The organism is Anaerobacillus sp. ABD4_527 (assembly GCF_056160805.1).
In genome coordinates, this window is the sequence record NZ_JBSWXZ010000002.1 from 343,035 (window position 1) to 360,200 (window position 17,166).

At 43.2% G+C, this 17,166-nt stretch carries 17 protein-coding genes; 9 read left to right on the forward strand and 8 right to left on the reverse strand.

What is annotated here, in order from left to right:
* Positions 1-3: 3 nt before the first annotated feature.
* The 3 genes from ACXAHI_RS13960 to ACXAHI_RS13970 form a co-directional block, all read right to left on the reverse strand.
* Positions 4-624, reverse strand: a complete 621-nt coding sequence (locus tag ACXAHI_RS13960) for a class I SAM-dependent methyltransferase (RefSeq protein ID WP_474848799.1) — start codon at positions 622-624, stop codon at positions 4-6.
* A 77-nt stretch (positions 625-701) separates the two neighbouring features.
* Entirely contained in the window at positions 702-905 is a 204-nt protein-coding gene (locus tag ACXAHI_RS13965; protein WP_474848801.1) for a hypothetical protein, read from the reverse strand.
* 134 nt (positions 906-1,039) lie between these two features.
* The gene (locus ACXAHI_RS13970; protein WP_474848803.1) at positions 1,040-2,218 is read right to left on the reverse strand and encodes a S8 family peptidase; all 1,179 of its coding nucleotides are present in this window, start codon (positions 2,216-2,218) and stop codon (positions 1,040-1,042) included.
* A 325-nt stretch (positions 2,219-2,543) separates the two neighbouring features.
* Here ACXAHI_RS13970 and ACXAHI_RS13975 point away from each other — a divergent pair, with 325 nt between their 5' ends.
* Positions 2,544-2,735 (forward strand): hypothetical protein, encoded by a 192-nt coding sequence (locus tag ACXAHI_RS13975; RefSeq protein ID WP_474848804.1) that lies wholly within the window; start codon positions 2,544-2,546, stop codon positions 2,733-2,735.
* Positions 2,736-2,802: 67 nt separating this feature from the next.
* Here the strand turns inward: ACXAHI_RS13975 and ACXAHI_RS13980 are convergent, their stop codons facing one another.
* Complete coding sequence (locus ACXAHI_RS13980; protein WP_474848806.1) at positions 2,803-5,853, reverse strand: efflux RND transporter permease subunit; 3,051 nt, start codon at positions 5,851-5,853, stop codon at positions 2,803-2,805.
* A 239-nt stretch (positions 5,854-6,092) separates the two neighbouring features.
* Here ACXAHI_RS13980 and ACXAHI_RS13985 point away from each other — a divergent pair, with 239 nt between their 5' ends.
* The 4 genes from ACXAHI_RS13985 (at position 6,093) to ACXAHI_RS14000 (ending at position 9,376) form a co-directional block, all read left to right on the forward strand.
* Positions 6,093-6,965 (forward strand): TetR/AcrR family transcriptional regulator, encoded by an 873-nt coding sequence (locus ACXAHI_RS13985; RefSeq protein WP_474848808.1) that lies wholly within the window; start codon positions 6,093-6,095, stop codon positions 6,963-6,965.
* Between the two features lie 443 nt (positions 6,966-7,408).
* On the forward strand, positions 7,409-8,119 hold the full coding sequence (locus tag ACXAHI_RS13990) for a helix-turn-helix domain-containing protein (RefSeq protein WP_474848810.1): 711 nt from the start codon (positions 7,409-7,411) through the stop codon (positions 8,117-8,119).
* An 81-nt stretch (positions 8,120-8,200) separates the two neighbouring features.
* Positions 8,201-9,154: an EamA family transporter gene (locus ACXAHI_RS13995; RefSeq protein ID WP_474848812.1), complete on the forward strand. Its 954-nt coding sequence runs from the start codon at positions 8,201-8,203 to the stop codon at positions 9,152-9,154.
* A gap of 6 nt (positions 9,155-9,160) precedes the next feature.
* A complete protein-coding gene (locus ACXAHI_RS14000; RefSeq protein ID WP_474848814.1) occupies positions 9,161-9,376 on the forward strand; it encodes a hypothetical protein in 216 nt (71 codons plus the stop codon).
* A gap of 52 nt (positions 9,377-9,428) precedes the next feature.
* Here the strand turns inward: ACXAHI_RS14000 and ACXAHI_RS14005 are convergent, their stop codons facing one another.
* The 4 genes from ACXAHI_RS14005 to ACXAHI_RS14020 all read right to left on the reverse strand — a co-directional run bounded on the left by ACXAHI_RS14005 (position 9,429) and on the right by ACXAHI_RS14020 (position 12,507).
* The gene (locus tag ACXAHI_RS14005; RefSeq protein ID WP_474848816.1) at positions 9,429-10,337 is read right to left on the reverse strand and encodes a DMT family transporter; all 909 of its coding nucleotides are present in this window, start codon (positions 10,335-10,337) and stop codon (positions 9,429-9,431) included.
* A 155-nt stretch (positions 10,338-10,492) separates the two neighbouring features.
* The gene (locus tag ACXAHI_RS14010; protein WP_474848818.1) at positions 10,493-10,633 is read right to left on the reverse strand and encodes a hypothetical protein; all 141 of its coding nucleotides are present in this window, start codon (positions 10,631-10,633) and stop codon (positions 10,493-10,495) included.
* Between the two features lie 90 nt (positions 10,634-10,723).
* Positions 10,724-11,968 carry a YeeE/YedE family protein gene (locus ACXAHI_RS14015; RefSeq protein WP_474848820.1) on the reverse strand — a complete coding sequence of 415 codons (1,245 nt, stop codon included), beginning with the start codon at positions 11,966-11,968 and terminating at the stop codon, positions 10,724-10,726.
* Between the two features lie 134 nt (positions 11,969-12,102).
* Positions 12,103-12,507 carry an ion channel gene (locus ACXAHI_RS14020; RefSeq protein WP_474848822.1) on the reverse strand — a complete coding sequence of 135 codons (405 nt, stop codon included), beginning with the start codon at positions 12,505-12,507 and terminating at the stop codon, positions 12,103-12,105.
* A gap of 102 nt (positions 12,508-12,609) precedes the next feature.
* Between ACXAHI_RS14020 and ACXAHI_RS14025 the strand changes: the two genes are divergently transcribed.
* From ACXAHI_RS14025 to ACXAHI_RS14040, 4 genes are all read left to right on the forward strand, one after another.
* On the forward strand, positions 12,610-13,125 hold the full coding sequence (locus ACXAHI_RS14025) for a GrpB family protein (protein ID WP_474848824.1): 516 nt from the start codon (positions 12,610-12,612) through the stop codon (positions 13,123-13,125).
* 28 nt (positions 13,126-13,153) lie between these two features.
* Positions 13,154-13,372 (forward strand): hypothetical protein, encoded by a 219-nt coding sequence (locus tag ACXAHI_RS14030; protein WP_474848826.1) that lies wholly within the window; start codon positions 13,154-13,156, stop codon positions 13,370-13,372.
* A gap of 33 nt (positions 13,373-13,405) precedes the next feature.
* Positions 13,406-14,578 (forward strand): hypothetical protein, encoded by a 1,173-nt coding sequence (locus ACXAHI_RS14035; protein WP_474848828.1) that lies wholly within the window; start codon positions 13,406-13,408, stop codon positions 14,576-14,578.
* Between the two features lie 664 nt (positions 14,579-15,242).
* Positions 15,243-17,159 (forward strand): endonuclease MutS2, encoded by a 1,917-nt coding sequence (locus tag ACXAHI_RS14040; protein WP_474848831.1) that lies wholly within the window; start codon positions 15,243-15,245, stop codon positions 17,157-17,159.
* Positions 17,160-17,166: the final 7 nt, after the last annotated feature.

Consider the following 17,166-nt stretch of genomic DNA (forward strand, 5'->3'; position numbering starts at 1 on the left):
CTATTATTTCTCCCCTTTAATAGCAATCATGTCATACCCTCTTGACTCAGGACCCGCCAACAGCTCGATTTGTTTGAAATGACTTCGTATCATCGATGGGATTACTTCTTCATAAATCATGTTGGTGATACCACACTGCTTGCTATCGTTTATTCCATCGCAAAAGGTAAGGATGACTGTTCCTTCGGGTTTTAATACGCGATAAATTTCATTGATCGTTTTGGGGATCTCATCCCAGAAGTAGATTGAATGGATACTAAACACTTTTGAAAAAAAGTCTGTTTGAAAAGGAAGAAACTTCACATCTCCTTGAACGAATGTGACTTTCCCGCTATCAACATCTTTTCGGTTTCGCGAGTTTGCGGACCTCAGCATAGAAAAAGAAAGGTCGAGCGCATGAATACTCGAAACTGCCTCTTCTTTACAAAGCATTTTTATCGCATAACCTGCCCCGCACCCAAGCTCTAAAATCGCTTCCTTTTGATCTAACTGCAATTGCTCGATTGTCCAAAGCGTTTCAATTCGATGCTGCTTCACCATCCTCTCACCAAGGTAGATACCTGTAAGCCCAGTTGGCAGACCGTACTGTTTGTCGATAAACTCTTGAAACGATTTTATACCCATATGAAGTCTCCCATATCGTTCGTTTACAAACGGTTTTATTACGATATGTATTTTAAAAGAGAGGATTTCATAACAAGTTAATCAAAGAATTGGCTGAGGAACGCGAGCATCATCAACACTGCAAAAAAAGAGATTAAGAAAAAACCTAAGTACCGAATGGCCTTTGGTAACTTACGGAAGTTCGTTTGTTTCGCTGGGTATCCTTCTATTTCTGACATGTGTTCCATCGCATCGTTGAAAGGTTCTCGGTGTGTTGGGTCGTCATCATTATAGCGTCTCATTCATTTTCCTCCCGTGCCTAACTTTCTATCAACAGAGTTTATCATAGATAAGGAATAGAAGAGGAGCTTATATGAAAATGACTCGCAATCTAAAAAAAGGATGCCAGACGATGGCATCCTCGAAGATATAGCATTTAGTAATTCACTGCACCTTCAGCATTAACGCGTCCGTTCTGAAACAATGTACCCGTTCCAGTCACGATATCAGCTGTTTCTTCGAGAGCAGTACGGATTTCTGATGCGCTACGGCCTTGAGATGCGAGGAGTCCAGCGACACCAGCAACGACAGGTGATGCCATCGACGTACCGGAAAGGTTGTCGTAGCTATTGCCTGGCATCGTAGAGTAAACGCTAGAACCAGGTGCAGCGATATCCACCCATGTACCGTAGTTTGAGTAGTAAGCGATCGTATCGTTTTGGTCAGTCGCTGCTACTGCAATCGCGTTCGAGTAGTAAGCAGGATAGCTTGGTTTTGGTGTGCTTTCGTTACCTGCAGCTGCTACAACGACAGAGCCTTTGTTCCAAGCGTAATTCACTGCGTCCTTAAGCGTTTGAGATCCAAGGATACCACCGAGGCTCAAGTTGATAACCTGTGCACCTTGATCTGCTGAATAACGGATACCTTGTGCAACATCATCTAGTGAACCGCTACCACTTTCGTCTAGAACTCGGACTGCTAGGATGGAAGCTTTTGGAGCTAGACCTGCAATTCCAATGCCGTTATTAGTGTTTGCTGCGGCAATACCGGATACGTGCGTTCCATGGTAGTGCTCATCCATCGGGTCATTGTCGTTGTCAGCAAAGTCATATCCTTTGATCACTTTGCCTGATAGATCAGGGTGGTTGTAATCGACTCCAGTATCGAGAACAGCAATTTTTACTGAAGACGAGCTTTGAGACACGTCCCATGCTGCGGGTGCTTTTACTTTTTGTGGAGCATATTGTTCTGAGCTAAAAAGTGGATCGTTAGGCGTATAGCTCACGTGGAACATGGAGTTCTGTTCAGCATAGTCAACATGAGGGTTCTTTTCTAGTGCTTTAATCGCTTGAGCTGCGTTTCCATTCACTTTTACAACAAAGAAGTCATCGGTTGTTTCGATCACATTTCCGCCGGCTTTATTAACGATCTCCTTTGCATATGTAGAATTGACTGATTCATTAAAATGGACGATCAATTCTTGTGACGCAACTTGTTGTTTGCTCGAATACGTAAACGGCTGTTCTTTTCCTTCCGTTTCCGCAGCTGATGCTGGTAATGCTACTGAAAAGAGTAGAGTTGCAGATGTTGCGAGTGCAGCGACTTGCTTTAACATGTTTCGATCACTCCTCTAAATGATTCCCGGAAGGTTTACCCGGGTTAGGGAGAGGATTCAACAAATTTCTACAAAGCCCTTCAATGGTCTAAGAAGATGATGATTAATAACTAGTTCAACATCAAAGTTATGGAAACTTTGTAGTTCAAAGTAATGAGGCGATGGTTCGAAAGTCTTGCGCTGTTTTCTTTATGGGGGTGAAGTTTGGGTGAGTGATTTGTGGATGAAAATGGTAATTGCAATAAAAAATGAGCTGGTTTTCTTCAGGGAAATTTGGAACAATAGTGGAGTTGGAAAAAAGTTGTTGTTGTAAGGAGGAAGTCATATGGTTGTGGGACAACTCTTATATGGTTTAGGTATCGTTGTTACCGCTGGTTGTGCAATCATGCTACTATTTAGCTTTTTTAGTGGAAGTGGCATGCTAGTAGCTCCTTCGTTTGGCGTGTTGAATGGATTAATTGCGATTGGAGTAGGAGATCTAGTTATTCATTCCAACCATAGAAGAAATCTTAGCTGAATAGAAACGTACATACTTAAAAGCCTGAGGATCATCTCCTCAGGCTTCTTAATGATAGATAGTCAGTTTACATCTCTTGCGCTGTTTTTCTTCTTCTAAAACGATAGAACACAAGGTACAACATTGGCACCATGATCAGCGTGAGAACAGCTGAGAATAGGATACCAGAAATAATCGTAACAGCAAGTGGTGTAAAGAGTGCGTCACCAGATACGGCAACTGGGATCAATGCAACGATCGAAGTGATCGCTGTTAATAGGATCGGGCGTAAACGAACGCGTCCGGATTCGATGACAGCTTCTTTTACATCCATGCCTGTTTTCAGTGCTTGCTCGATAAATTCAATCAACACGACAGAGTTCCGTACAACGATTCCTGTGAGGGATACCATCCCCATGACACCGAGGAAACTGATCGGAGTCTGTGTAACAAACAGGCCAAGAATCGCACCCGCGATGGCAAGGTATACCGCAACGAGTACTAGGAACGGTAGTGAAAGTGAGTTGAATTGAAGAGCGATCAACAGATACACAAGGAATAGAACGATAATGAAGAGAACGGTAATTTCTGAGAAGAAATCACTTTGTGCTTCATTTTCTCCACCGAGTGTGATGCTGTAGTCAGCTTCTAGCCCATCACGCTGCTCCTCCACGATTTCCGTTACGTTCGCTTTGTAATTTTCTTCATTCTCTGGAAAAGCTCGAAGCGTGATCGCGCGTTCTCCATCTTTATGAGGAATAACTTGAAGCTTTTCATTTCGTTCCGTTGTCACGAGCTCATCGAGTGAGATGAGTTCAGGTGGACCGCCTGTAGAAGCGGCTGGAACCTCTAACTCTGTTAAATCGATTTCGTTTTCTTCAAGAACAATTGTCATATCTCGTTTTACAACGCCATTATCAAACGCTTTTAACGGAATACCTGCCGTTGCAAGTCGCAGCTGCTGGCTGATCTGATTGACCGAGATGCCGTTTTCTTCAAGAGCGTCACGATCTGGCACATAGTCGAGAGAAGGTTCAAATTCGCCTACGTTGTCTACAACAAGGTCAGTCTCAAGGTTCTCGATTTCATTCGTTAATGTATCTCTAAGGTCGATGAGTTTCTCGATTTCAGGACCTGAAACAGTGACGGTAACTGGCGCACCAACTGGTGGTCCTTGTTGAATCGTCTCCATGAAAATTTCAGCATCAGGAAATTCCTCTCTGAGAGGATCTGTCCAATCATCGATCAGTCCCTGGGTCGTTTGATTTTCACGATCGACACGCGCCACGATCTGACCGGTGTTTTCACCTGTGTTGTTTAGGGAGCTGTTGAAAAGTCCAGGTGTTCCTGTCCCTGTGAAGACGCTTGTTTCATAGACGCCATCATCCGTTTTAAGTCGTTCCTCGATCTCCTGAAGTGTTTCGTGCGTTTCTTCGATCGGTGTCCCGATTGGGAGCGTGATGTCGACCGTTACTTCTTCCTTATCCGCTGCAGGGAAGAATTCGAACGGTGTTAGGACAACTAACCCGAAGATCGCTGTCGTGAACAAGAGCCCTAAGATTGAAACGAGAATTGGTTTTTTAGAAAACTTCTTAAGTAATTTATCTGCATACACGTCAGCTAGTTTGTTAAGTGGTTTCCCTAAAAGACCTGGTGCATCTGACATCGGCTTCTTTGACCTACGGCTTAAGAAGTACCTTAAGATCGGTACGAAAACAAGCGCGACGATTGTTGATGCGATGATCGTCGTAATCAGAACGGTCGGCAATGCGCGAATGAATGCACCGTTTCCGCCTGATAAGAAAATGAGTGGTAAAAACGTAAAGACGATCGCAAGGGAAGATGTGACGATCGATACCCAAATTTCTTTTACGCCGTTGACTGCACCCATCATTCCTTTATCGCCAAGCTTGTACCGTCGCTGAATGTTGTCGTTGATCACGATCGAGTCATCAACGATGATACCGAGTGCGATGATTAACCCGATCACTGAGATCTGGTTAAGGTCCACTTCAGCAAATGGCAGCGGAATAAAGCCCATTAAAACAGAGATCGGAACAGCTAGTGCGACGACGAGTGCGCCTGATCCTGATAGTCCTAACGACGTTGCGACGATAACGGCAAGTACCGAAATCGCAAGTGATAGGAAGAGGCCATCAAAAATATTGTTCACGATTGATGCCTGAGAATAATACGGTTCTAATTCAACGTTAGAAGGTAACCCATCAGCAAGCTCGTCTACTTTTTCGCTCACTCGTTCATCCACAGTCGGGATGTCTTCGCCTGGCTCGACATAGGCTGTGAACGAGACAGAAGGTTTTCCTTCATACGTGATGATGTCTGTCAGTTCTTTTGGTTTCACTTCGACGCTCGCGATGTCTTTTAAAAAGACGGAATCGCCAGCAGGATTTTTCCCTACGAAAAGTTCTTCCATTTGGTCAAGAGAATCATAGTTCTCTACAGAAAGCTGAACGAGTTCATCGTCCATTTCCTGTTTACCAAGAGGTGTAGGGTAGTATTCGTTATTGATCGCGTTTTGAACATCGATGACAGTGAGTCCTGATTCTTTTAAATCGTCCTGTCTTAATTCGATTTCGATTTGTTCTTCAGGTAGCCCTTTAATCGTTACGCCAGACACACCTGAAAGTTCACTGACTTCATCTTTCCAGCGGTTCAATTCTTCTTGCATGGAAAGGAGGTTTTCTCGATCATCACTCGTTAGATGATAGGAAACGATCGGCATTTTTGCCGTTGATTCGTTTACTTCTGGCTCAAAAGCATCTTCAGGAAAAGAAGTAGATGCGTCTGAGACCGCTTGTCGAACATCGCTAAACACTTCTTTCTTGCTTTCACCTTCTGCCACTTCTACAACGATGGTAGAAAAACCGGCTGCAGATGATGAGGTGATTTCAGCGATTCCGTCGATCGAACCTAGTGAAGATTCGATTGGATTTGTAATCGAGCGTTCCACCGTATCGACTGTGGCACCTGGATAGACGGTGTTCACCGTGCCGATGTTGATGGTCGTTTCTGGGATTTCACGCTGGGGCAGTTGTATAAATGTAAATACACCAACGATAACGAATAATAGGATGAATATGATGAATAGCTTTGATCGTTGTAGAATCCACTTTAGCATTTGGGACCTCCTCAAATTGGTTCCGACCGATTGGTCAATATGATGTTTTCTTATACCCTTTCTATACCTACAAATAAACTTCTGAACTTCTTGACTCACTAGTCATTTTACTTAGATAATAGAAGATGTCAAGAAATGAATGTGCTGCTGTAAGCTCCGAAAGCAGATTTGAATTCGCTCTTTCAGGGAAGAGACGTTATAATTTAGGTCAATGTCGTGGCGTGAACGAGAACAACGAGGTGAAACAATTGGATAAAAGGAAAGCGATTCTAGAAGCAGCCGTTGAGCTCATCGGAGCGAAGGGCTATACACATACATCCATGCAGCAAATTGCTGATAGCGTTGGAATTTCGAAAGGCTCACTGTATTCATTTTTTCCATCGAAGGAAGATTTGATCATTTCGATATACGAGCATTATCAGCAACTTGTCTTCGAGCGAGCATTTGTGATTGGGCTTAACGATCTCCCTCCATATGAGCGATTTGCGAAGCAATTTCAAGTGCAGTTCGAAGGGATACTCGAATATAAGTCTTATATGAAAATGCACATGCGAGGGGAAACCGCGCAGAGTAGTGAAAAATTAGAAAGCATGGCGCACCGCATGAGAGGAAGGCTATTCAGCTGGCTTGAGCGAAATTTGCTCGATTTATATGGGGATAAAATTTCCCCGTATAAGTGGGACTTGATGTGGATGACGCAGTCGATCTATACCTCCTATACAGGATTGATGATTTCTACTGAAAGCACGATCGGTCCAGAGGAGCTTGGGCAGCACATCGTCCGTCAGATTGATATTCTTGCGAACGATTTTCTTTCAGGAAACAGTCACCCTCTTCTTGATGATGAGATGATGCGACCGTTCTCAGTCGGAATGGATCGAGAAGGTGCGTTCACATCGTTCGGGAAGAGAGAGGAAGCGTGGAAAGCGGTGTACGATAAGGTCCATTCGTTGAACGGAGATTACTATCTAGACGTGATCGATCGAATCTCGGAGGAATCAAGAAAATCAAAACCGGATGAGCTTGTGATGAAAGGCTTGTTTCAACTGTTGAAAGAGGAAGTAGAATTAAAAGCAGAAGCCGAAGCATTAGAAGAACAGCTTCTACCTTAGAAAGAGGAATTTACATCAAGAATGGAACGAGAAAAGCCATCCCTCACTCTTTATAAGAGAGAAGGTGGCTTTTTCTGCGTAGTTGAGGGATATGACAAATAGTGACAAAAATCGGGGAGTGACAGGCACTATGAAAGGTACTGTGAAAAGGGAAAGGTCAAAGTGGAGGATTAGTTACCTCGCTTTTTTGGTAAGTGTTGGAGGGGTTATTGGCAGTGCGATAGGTGGTTTTAATTGGCCATATATATTTGGAGTCTTATCCACTGCACTTATAGCCGTTGTGATTAATGTTATATATGTGATCTACACGAATAAGAAGTCAAAATCGAACTAGAACTGGATATCTGAATCAAAGAATAACTTGTTGTCAAAGGCCCTGTTTCTTCTTTACAATAAAGCTTAATTGAGAGAATTCTTCTAACCAGAAGCGATGAGAGGAGGGGATGCAGGTGCAGAGAGCGAACCAGGTGGTTTGTGATAAACGAACGTATTCTAGTAATATGACATCTCACAAACATGACTTTGGTCAATTTCTATTTCCTTTGAGTGGCTCTTTAGATATCTCGACGAAACACCAAGGATTACATCTCACTCCTGATCATTGTTTTTACCTTCCGCCGTCGTATAATCATGAATTTCGGTCATCGGTGAGAAATGAATTTCTAATCTTAGATATTCCGGTGGATTATTTACTGTGGGAGACAGAAAGCATGTATGTCCCAATGGATGAGCAGTGGACGTCGATTCGTTTCTTGTTATTAGAGGAGATCCGGAATAAACAAACCAATCCAGCAGCACTAAGAGATTTAACGAGATATGTAGCCAATAAATTGAAAAGCGCTACACCCCCTTCGGTCGACTATATTCATCGGCATTTCAAAGAGTCCATCAGCTTAAAAACGTTAGCTGCAATCGAACGCTATCACCCTACTTATTATTCAGCGTGGTTCAAACAGAAAACGGGGAAGAGCCCGAAGCGCTATATTGCGGAGTTACGTTTGAAAGAAGCGAAGAAATTATTAATGAACACGTCCTGGACGATCACATATGTGAGCCAGGAGATCGGTTTTGAGAACGCTTCTTCTTTTACACGATGGTTCTTAAAGCAAGAAGGCATTACACCACAAATGTACAGAAGTATGAAGAATGGATAAAAAGAACCTTAAACTCAGTAAAGATGAGCGAGACTGATTCATCTAAAATGGGTTTAAGGTCTTTTTATTGAGGTGATTGTAATGGAAAAAAAGGTCGCACCTTTTTTAGTTTTATTAGCCGCTATCTTGTGGGGAACAACGGGAACGGCACAGTCGTTTGCTCCTGAAACGGCGCATCCTGTCGTAATTGGTGCCGTCCGCTTGGCGTTAGGCGGGCTCCCGTTACTTTTGATTGTTCTTCTTTTAGGTAAGTTAAGATTAAAGAATTGGCCTATAAAAGAAACGGTGCTCGCATCCCTTTGCATGGCCTGCTATCAACCATTCTTTTTCTCTGCTGTAACGTTGACGGGTGTCGCGATCGGAACGGTCATTGCGATCGGGAGTGCGCCAATTTTGTCCGGGTTGATCGAGTGGCTCTTTTTGAAAAAAAGCCCTGCTAGAGTTTGGTGGTATTCGACGATCCTTTCGATCGTCGGGTGCTGTATGCTTTTTATCAACAAAGAAGCAGTCGTGGTTGATCCATATGGGATTGCCATGGCGTTGGTGGCAGGTCTCTCTTTTGCGAGTTACACGCTGGTTAGCAGAAAACTAGTCGAAAACCAGTCGTCATTATCCATCGTCGCCGTAGTCTTTTCGCTTAGCGCAATCTTCCTATCCCCACTATTGTTTCTCTATGACCTATCGTGGATCACGGAAGGAAATGGGATGGCTGTTAGCCTTCATCTCGGCATCATCGCAACAGGCCTTGCTTATTTCTTGTTTGCGAGGGGAATGGTAAACATTCCGTCATCAACGGCCGTTACCCTAGCATTGGGTGAACCGCTCACGGCAGCCTTGTTGGGCGTGTTCATTCTTGGAGAGAATCTTGTTCTAACGTCATGGGTGGGCATCTCTTTGTTATTAGTAGGGATCGGGATTTTAATTCTTTATTCCAAAGAATCTGGAGTGGAGAATCGTAAGCAACGCTTCAGTTCGGCTCTGAGTAAACAAACTCTTTATGGTAGACTTAGGTGGAAGTGGGGTTATAGGAGTTGAAACGGTGTGCCTTTCTTATTTTTATTAATCGCTTTGTTAACAATGTTTTCGTATGGTTTTATGATTTCGCCAATCTTTTTTCTAGTGGCCATCGCGAGTGCCATTTATTATTCGAATAAAAGAAAGTATATGTTCGCTTCTGTTGTTACGTTTATTGTGAGTTTGTTAGTGTTGATTACGATGGGACTTTTGTTTCTCGTGGTTACTTTCGGTCAAACGTAAACGAATGATAGAAAAAGAGCTTGAAATGCAGGTATGCATTCAAGCTCTTTTTTTATTGAGCTGCGTTGTGATAGAGAGGGGCGCTTTGTTTCTTTGATTCCTGCACGATAATGACAGAGCTGATGACCATGATCATCCCAATGTATTGCCACATCGAGAGTGTTTCGTTGAAGATAAAGAAGCCGACGAGCGACGCGACGACTGGTTCCACCGTTGCGATGATGGAAGCACGGCTCGATTCCACGTGCTGCAAGCCTTTCGTATAAAAGATGAACGGAAGCATGGTTGAGAGAAAGCCAAGTCCGATAATGAGGCCTAGTACGTTTAGGTTGGTAAACATAGCGATCTTTGATCCCAATCCGCTAAAAGGCACGATGGCGATTGTAGCGAAAAGAAACGTGTACACCGTTACGGTTAATGAGTCATATTTACTCAGAGCGAACTTACCGAATATGCTGTACAGGGCGTAGAAGAAACCTGAGCCAAGTCCAAGAAGGAGTCCGTAGAGTGAGATGGATGCAGAGGAACTTGAGAAAATGCCGATAACGAGCGAGCATCCGATAAGGGTGATCAAGAGTGCCGAGACCTTTCGAGGCGTCAGGGTTTCTTTGAAAAGCAAGCGGGATAAAATCGTAACGAACGCTGGTGCGGTATAAAGTAAGATGAATGCGATCGAGATCGATGATTCTTCCATAGAACTGAATAAGCACCAGTTAAAAAGGACGATGCTGATGATTCCTGTTCCGATGAAGTATCGACTATCCTTCGGCTGTATGTTGAATAACTTTCGGTTCTTAAATAGAACGTAAGAGGACATGAAGATGGCAGCTGTTAACACCCTGATTGCAACCACCTGAATCGGCGTAAAGCCAAGTTCGTAAAGATATGTAACGAATACGCCAATAATCCCCCAAAGTGAGGCACCGATTGCGATCAATAGCCACGCTGATTTTCGTTCCATCTACAACCCTCCAATCTTTAATCCATTCATTCTAACATAGGAATCGCATAGAAGTTTATATTATTCTGATAGCTTTTGTAGTTTGTGGTATAGATCAATTTGAACAGAACTACATAGAAAAGGCATAGCCCTCGTTTGGCTATGCCTTCCGTTTGTTATTTGTTCTTTTTAGTGTTTGCAAGTCGACCTTCTTGGCTTTTTTGTTGACTCGTGTTGTCCACTAAGTCAACTTCGTTTGTGTAAGACTTTTTCATCGCACCTGGTTGATTTGCGTATTTTTTCTTGTTTAATTTCACAATGATCACCTCTAAAGGTTAGGATGACCCAAGATGTAATGAACATACGCAAATTGTGACAAATACCGGGTGGTGACAGGCACCGTGAAGTTAACAGATTGAATCTTTAGGACTCGGGTTCTTTAGCCCAAACAACGGTCTTATGAAGAGGGCGAGATAAGTCCCAGCAAGTGCCATGATCATCCATACCCAGCCGTGTAGGCTCATCGATGCGATCCCTCCGAAGTAAGCGCCGATGTTACAACCGAATGCAAGGCGAGCGCCATATCCCATCATAACGCCGCCGATCAACGCAGCCATCGTGACGCCAGGAGTGAACGCTTTAAGCTTGAACGTTCCTTGTGACGTTGCTGCGATAAATGCGCCAAGGATGATACCGAAGTTCATTACGCTTGTAGAATCGAACAGCACAGAATCCGTTAGCTGCTGTGTACGTCCAGCCCAGTATCCCCAGCTGCTTACGTCGACGCCAAAGAACATGAGTACTTTTGATCCCCAAAGAGCGAATGCTGACGTAATGCCCCAAGGGTTTCCTCGAACTGCTAGTGTTAACGCATTTAGAACTGCTAGCGCGATCGCCGCAACAAGTAGTGGCCATGAGCCTCGGAAGAGCTTCTTGATACCAGTCGTCGTAGGCAGTGGCTTCATGCTAGGAGGATTCTTCTTTCGTGCAATTTGAACAGTGATGCCGTAGAGACCTGCAAAGATCGCAAGTTGAAATAGAACTCCTCCAACATAGCCAAATCCGGTTGTTTCAGCGAGTGAAATCGCACCGAGACTCGGCATCGCTTCACTCGTCCACCATGGAAAGTGTAGGGCACCGATCGTTGAACCGACGATAAATCCGATTAGGGTTAGAAAGAGCGGTGCGTTTCCCCCACCAACATTATATAGAGTACCTGATGCACAGCCATTTCCTAGCTGCATTCCGATTCCGAACAGGAATGATCCGAAAACGACACTGACACCGACAGGAAAGACGTAGCCTGTGGGTGCAATACCTGAGAAGTTAAAACCTGTTGCGAGAATGATTCCAAATAAAATTGTCGCAACGGCAAGCATCCCTAAATGAGCTTGTAGCCCTTGAACGTTTCCTACAGATGTTAATCTTCTGAATGCTGATGTGAAACCGAACCGTGCGTGTAATAATGTTAGCCCTAACGCTAATCCAATGACAAAGAGCACTCCTTGTGTCCAAGAAACGGTCATCACAATCATGGTAAATAAGATGATTGAAGCAAGAATCCCTAACGTAACAAACGGTTTTTGTATAGGATTCAACGGTTGTACTACCGTTGTTGCTAAGCTTTTCTTTACGTTTGCAGCTGCTTCCATTGAGTAAACACCTCAATCCTTATAAGTTTAGTATGAATTAATCTTTACGTATCATAATACGATTTATATGGTTTGTAAATCGTTTCGCTTATAGTTGAGGTGTTCGACAATATTCGAGCGGTGCCAGGCACTAGTTATTTCTTTGAAAGGTCTAGCGATTTCATGAAGTATGCGGTTGGTAATAGGATTCCAAGCATCGATTCTAGGATGGCAAAAAACCTTGCGGGACCGACTGGAAGCATGTCTCCGTACCCGACAGAGACGAGCGTTTCACCACTGAAGTACAGAAGGTTGAGGAACGTGATGTCGATCGGTTTCATTGAAGATAAGTTTTGCACTAAGATGACGTCCTGAAGCGAAAGAAGATAATAGATAACTGCAAACCCTACTAACATACTAAACATGACAAGAACGAGTTTAAGAAAAAGAGCAGAACTGAACGTGCTCTTACGGTAGGTTTTGTTCGTAAAGAAATAATATAGATTGAATGCGATAAATACGATCGTAGCTCCGATTAAGAATGTCGACAAAATTTTCACCTCCACCTCTTTTTTATTATCTTTTTCACCGAAACATAAACGTCCATTTGTGGTATGGTGAACAAGTGGAAGTTATATGGAAAATACGGATGGAGGAACGCGATGAAAACGCCTACTGTTCACCTTGTTGAATATGATGAAACTTGGCCGGAGAAGTTTGAAGAGGAAAAACTGTCTATCCTACATGCTGTGAAAGATAAAGCTTTTGGTGTCGAACATATCGGAAGCACCTCGATTGAAGGCCTTTCTGCAAAGCCAATCATCGACGTTGCAGTTGGCGTTCGGAGTTTAGAAGATGTAGATTCGATGAAAGAACCTCTAGAACGAGCTGGTTACGAGTATGTGCACAAACCAGAGCTTGAAGACAGACGGTTTTTTAGGAAAGGAGAATGGGGCAGAGGTACGACGCATGTTCATGTGTGCGAGTATGAAGGTTCTCAATGGAAGGAGAAACTATCATTTCGAGATTATTTGCGTGACCATCCGTCTGTAGCAAAGGAATATGAAGAATTGAAGCAGACACTCGCCAATCGTTACAAAGACGACCGCCCTACATACACAAGTGAAAAGGAACCTTTCATCAAGAAAGTGCTAGAGCGTGCCAATGGAAAAGGATGAAACTACAAAAATAGAGGAGTTGAATCTGATGACTAGTAGAAATAATAAAGTGACGTTCTCTAAGTCGTATTGGGTTATCAATGTATCAGCACTACTTCTTTTTATCATCGTAGGGATTATTCTTATTGCGAACGATTTCCTTCTACCGTTTACCATTCTCGCCATTGTATATGGGTTTACAATGATGATCGGAAATCAACTATATATCCACTTTCGTAAGAAGGCTAGTCAATCATCTAGCGTGTAGAAACCAGAGTCCAAGGAGGAATTTTCAAATCGTATGATCGATACGTTTTTAGTTATGATGACTGTAGTAGGAATTATCGTGTTTTACCGGAAGTCTGATGAGCCGGAGCCCTATTTATTAGTGAAGATAATAGGTCTCGTGATACTAGGTGAATTCAGGTTGGAATTAGATCGTTTCGTACTTCCACTCGGATTTCTGATATTCTTATTGTTTGCTAGATCGTTAAAAACAAATGCTAAAGCAAAAAGAGGAGCTGCGTTCTTTGGACTCCTCGTTTTTTGTTTATCGCTTCTCCTGCCGTTTATTCAAACAACCTACTATGAATGGCCGCGGAACATAGACGTACAGGATACGAATTTTTATAGTGGTAATTTGGTTAAAGAATTTGAGAACATAAAGCAGGAATTAGGCGATGAACACTTTCATGGAGAAATAATGAGTTTTGATATGACGATCACTAGCGAAGGTGATTATCAAGACTTTGACATGCAGGTGACAGATGCGTATGGCCCTGGAGAAGTTCACTACGCTATTACGCTATCTGAAGATGGTGAAGAATTTATTGTAAAACGGAAGGGATTTGAGCAAGAAGCATTTGTCGTAACAGATGCTACTACGTTGACGGAAGCGGAGTTCTTTCTTGCTCAGGTCGACCTGATTGAGAAGACGATGCTAGAAAATGAAGATGCTTATTCGTATAATCTTCGTTCATCAGGTCAGCGCCAGGGCTACGCAGTCGAAAACACGGAGAAATACATCATCGATACGGCTGGAAAACATAAGGTGGAGAACGAGGATTTACCTTTTGAAGCGATCGTCGTTGAAATTTGTACAGTTAATTGCGACGTTTATGAACATTACCTTTTTGACGTGTTAGAAAGATACCACGATGTCACGGAAGAAACAGTCCTTGGCGTCGCGAGAGAAACGTCCTCTGATGTTCATGAATGGTTGAATGCGCATCGTGGATACCAAATCGCTCATGAAACGAACGGGGAGTACTTTTTAAAAAGAGACGGTGAAACAATAGAGGTGTCAGAAAGGGAATATGTTGAAGCGTTAAAAGAAAATCCGATGGTCGAAATAGAAAGAGATGAATCCATTTGGTACGTAACGGTTGAGCATGCGTATGGAGAGGCGCCTCACAAGATGGAATTTACGTTAAATGTTGAGACGAGAGAAGTGATTGAAGTAAGGATGCGTTAGTCCGACTAGCGAGGGGGAATAATCATTCTAGTATTAAAAACCGTTAATCTCATTCTGGCAATCGTTGCAATGAGTGCGGGGATGTATGATTTGTTTATTGATAGACTCGACATAAGCATGAACATGAAGACGCTATTGTTAGCCTCTTTGTTTACGATGTTTGGAATCGAACATGCCTAGAAAAAAGAAGAAGGGAAGAGGTCGTTTAACATTTTTCTTTTTTCAGGCGTTCTTCTTTTCTTAATGCTTGGGATTCAGTTCGTTTGGCATTTGGCAGAGGTTTCCTTCCTCTCGTCAAATTGACAAATAAGCTGGTGTCGCATAGTATTGTCAGTAACAGAACTTTTTACCGCCTAAACAAGAATAGGAGAATGATGTATGAGTGTGGTTGTTCTTAACTAATCCACAAATTGGATAGCACCTGTTGTAATGAAGAAAAAACGTGCCTGAGGGACGTTTACTTCGTTATGGAATCAACAGGGCAGTTAAGAACAAGCATAAGCATAGCTGAACTTCATCATAGAACGCTATGACTGGCTTATTCAGTCATAGCTTTTTTGATGTCTCGGGGCGGTAAAAAGGGGATTCGTATGGAATCCATCTGTTTATCATAAGCCACGATGAGCTAATAAGCTTGTCGTGGCTTTTTTTATAGGAGGAGAACATGAACACACAAACATTTGAAACATTAGAATTCAACGAAATCATCGAAGCGATCAGTACATTCGCCTTAACGAATAGAGGAAAAGAAACGATCCGGCACTTGAAGCCGTCCATTAATCAGAGCATCATCGAACGATGGCTAGAAGAGGTTGAAGAAGGCGTCGCGATTTTAAACGTGAGTGGAAGTGTGCCGCTTCATAGCTTGAACGACATAGGGCTTTTGATCGAGCAGGGGAAAAAAGGACTTTTCATTCGAGCGATTCAATTTACAGAAGTCGTTTCGTTTCTAGAGCACTGTACGAAGCTGAAGCGATTCATGAAGGATAAAGGTACGGTCGCACCTACAATAAGCTTGTATGCTGATTCGATCGAGGATCTAAGTTCACTAGAGGAACAAATTCATGCGGTGATCAAGCATGGCCAGGTCGATGATCATGCCTCTAAAAATTTGTTGAAGATCAGGAAGCAGCATGGTGTGAAGAAAGAGAAGCTGAAGGAGCGGCTTGAAACACTTGCGAAAAAATATGCGAAGTGGATGCAAGAAGCACGTCCTGTTGAGAAGAATGGTCGCCAGACGTTACCGATCAAACGAGAGTATCGTAAGAAGGTAGCGGGCACTGTAATCGATCAATCGTCATCAGGTGCGACGCTTTTCATCGAGCCGAATGAGCTTTCTTCGATTCATGATGAACTGCAGCTCTTAGCTCTGCAGGAGGAGCAGGAAGTCGAACAGATCCTTTACGGATTGACGGGCGAAGTGCTCGCATATGAGCGTGAGATCAATATCGCGTTAGAAACGATGCATCAGTACGATATCATTTTTGCAAAAGCGAAGTATAGCCGCAGAATCGATGGGAAGACACCAGTATTTTCAAGTGATTTCACAATCGATATCAAAGCAGCAAAACATCCACTTTTAGGTGAAAAAGCTGTTCCACTATCGCTAAAAATGACTGAAGGTGAGCAAGCGCTCCTCATTACGGGGCCTAATACGGGTGGGAAGACGGTCACATTGAAAACGGTCGGATTACTCTGCATGATGGCACAGTGTGGAATTCCGATTTCAACGAAAGCACCGTCTACGCTCCCGATTTACCAGCAGATCTTCGTTGATATTGGAGATGGTCAGAGTCTTGAAGAGAACTTGAGCACGTTCAGTTCGCGCATGGTGAACTTGATCGATATTTTACGAAAAGCAAATGACCATTCGCTTCTGTTACTAGACGAAATCGGCTCTGGTACGGACCCTGGTGAAGGAATGGGACTCGCAACTGCAATCCTTGATCAGCTCGCAGCCAAAGGTGCGACTATTTTTGCGACGACGCACTATAGTGAGATGAAGCAGTATGCGAAAGAGAAGGAAGGGTTTATCAACGGGGCGATGGAATTCGATCTCGAAACCTTGAAGCCGACGTATCAATTACTCCTCGACACGACTGGAAAGAGTCAGGCCTTCGCGATCGCGCATAAGCTCGGGCTTCATCCTGATATCTTAAAGCATGCGAGCAAGATCACGTATAACGAAGAACAGGATTTTACAGTAGAAAAAGAGGTGCTTTCGACGAATGATTACAAGCAGCAGGTAACGGTGAATCGGTATGGTAGGAAAACGGCTAAAAAAGAAGAAAAAGCAGAAGTGACGTTGTTTGAGCAAGGAGACAACGTGATCATTCAAGCAAGTGATGAAATGGGAATCGTGTATAAAGGTCCCGATGATCTTGGCAACTACATCGTCCAGGTTCAAGGTGAGAAAAAGTCCTATAATCATAAACGACTCAAACTTCACATCTCTGCAAACGATCTTTACCCAGAGGATTATGACTTTGACATCATCTTTAAGTCCAAGGAATATCGAAAAACGAAGAAGGTGATGAATCGTAAGTTTGTTGAGGGACTGACGCTTGAAGACGAGGATTAAAAAAGTT

Coding starts and splice junctions, on each gene's coding strand:
- ACXAHI_RS13960 (WP_474848799.1), bottom strand. CDS start 624: ATGGGTATAAAATCGTTTCAAGAGTTTATCGACAAACAGTACGGTCTG.
- ACXAHI_RS13965 (WP_474848801.1), bottom strand. CDS start 905: ATGAGACGCTATAATGATGACGACCCAACACACCGAGAACCTTTCAAC.
- ACXAHI_RS13970 (WP_474848803.1), bottom strand. CDS start 2,218: ATGTTAAAGCAAGTCGCTGCACTCGCAACATCTGCAACTCTACTCTTT.
- ACXAHI_RS13975 (WP_474848804.1), top strand. CDS start 2,544: ATGGTTGTGGGACAACTCTTATATGGTTTAGGTATCGTTGTTACCGCT.
- ACXAHI_RS13980 (WP_474848806.1), bottom strand. CDS start 5,853: ATGCTAAAGTGGATTCTACAACGATCAAAGCTATTCATCATATTCATC.
- ACXAHI_RS13990 (WP_474848810.1), top strand. CDS start 7,409: ATGCAGGTGCAGAGAGCGAACCAGGTGGTTTGTGATAAACGAACGTAT.
- ACXAHI_RS13995 (WP_474848812.1), top strand. CDS start 8,201: ATGGAAAAAAAGGTCGCACCTTTTTTAGTTTTATTAGCCGCTATCTTG.
- ACXAHI_RS14005 (WP_474848816.1), bottom strand. CDS start 10,337: ATGGAACGAAAATCAGCGTGGCTATTGATCGCAATCGGTGCCTCACTT.
- ACXAHI_RS14015 (WP_474848820.1), bottom strand. CDS start 11,968: ATGGAAGCAGCTGCAAACGTAAAGAAAAGCTTAGCAACAACGGTAGTA.
- ACXAHI_RS14025 (WP_474848824.1), top strand. CDS start 12,610: ATGAAAACGCCTACTGTTCACCTTGTTGAATATGATGAAACTTGGCCG.
- ACXAHI_RS14030 (WP_474848826.1), top strand. CDS start 13,154: ATGACTAGTAGAAATAATAAAGTGACGTTCTCTAAGTCGTATTGGGTT.
- ACXAHI_RS14035 (WP_474848828.1), top strand. CDS start 13,406: ATGATCGATACGTTTTTAGTTATGATGACTGTAGTAGGAATTATCGTG.
- ACXAHI_RS14040 (WP_474848831.1), top strand. CDS start 15,243: ATGAACACACAAACATTTGAAACATTAGAATTCAACGAAATCATCGAA.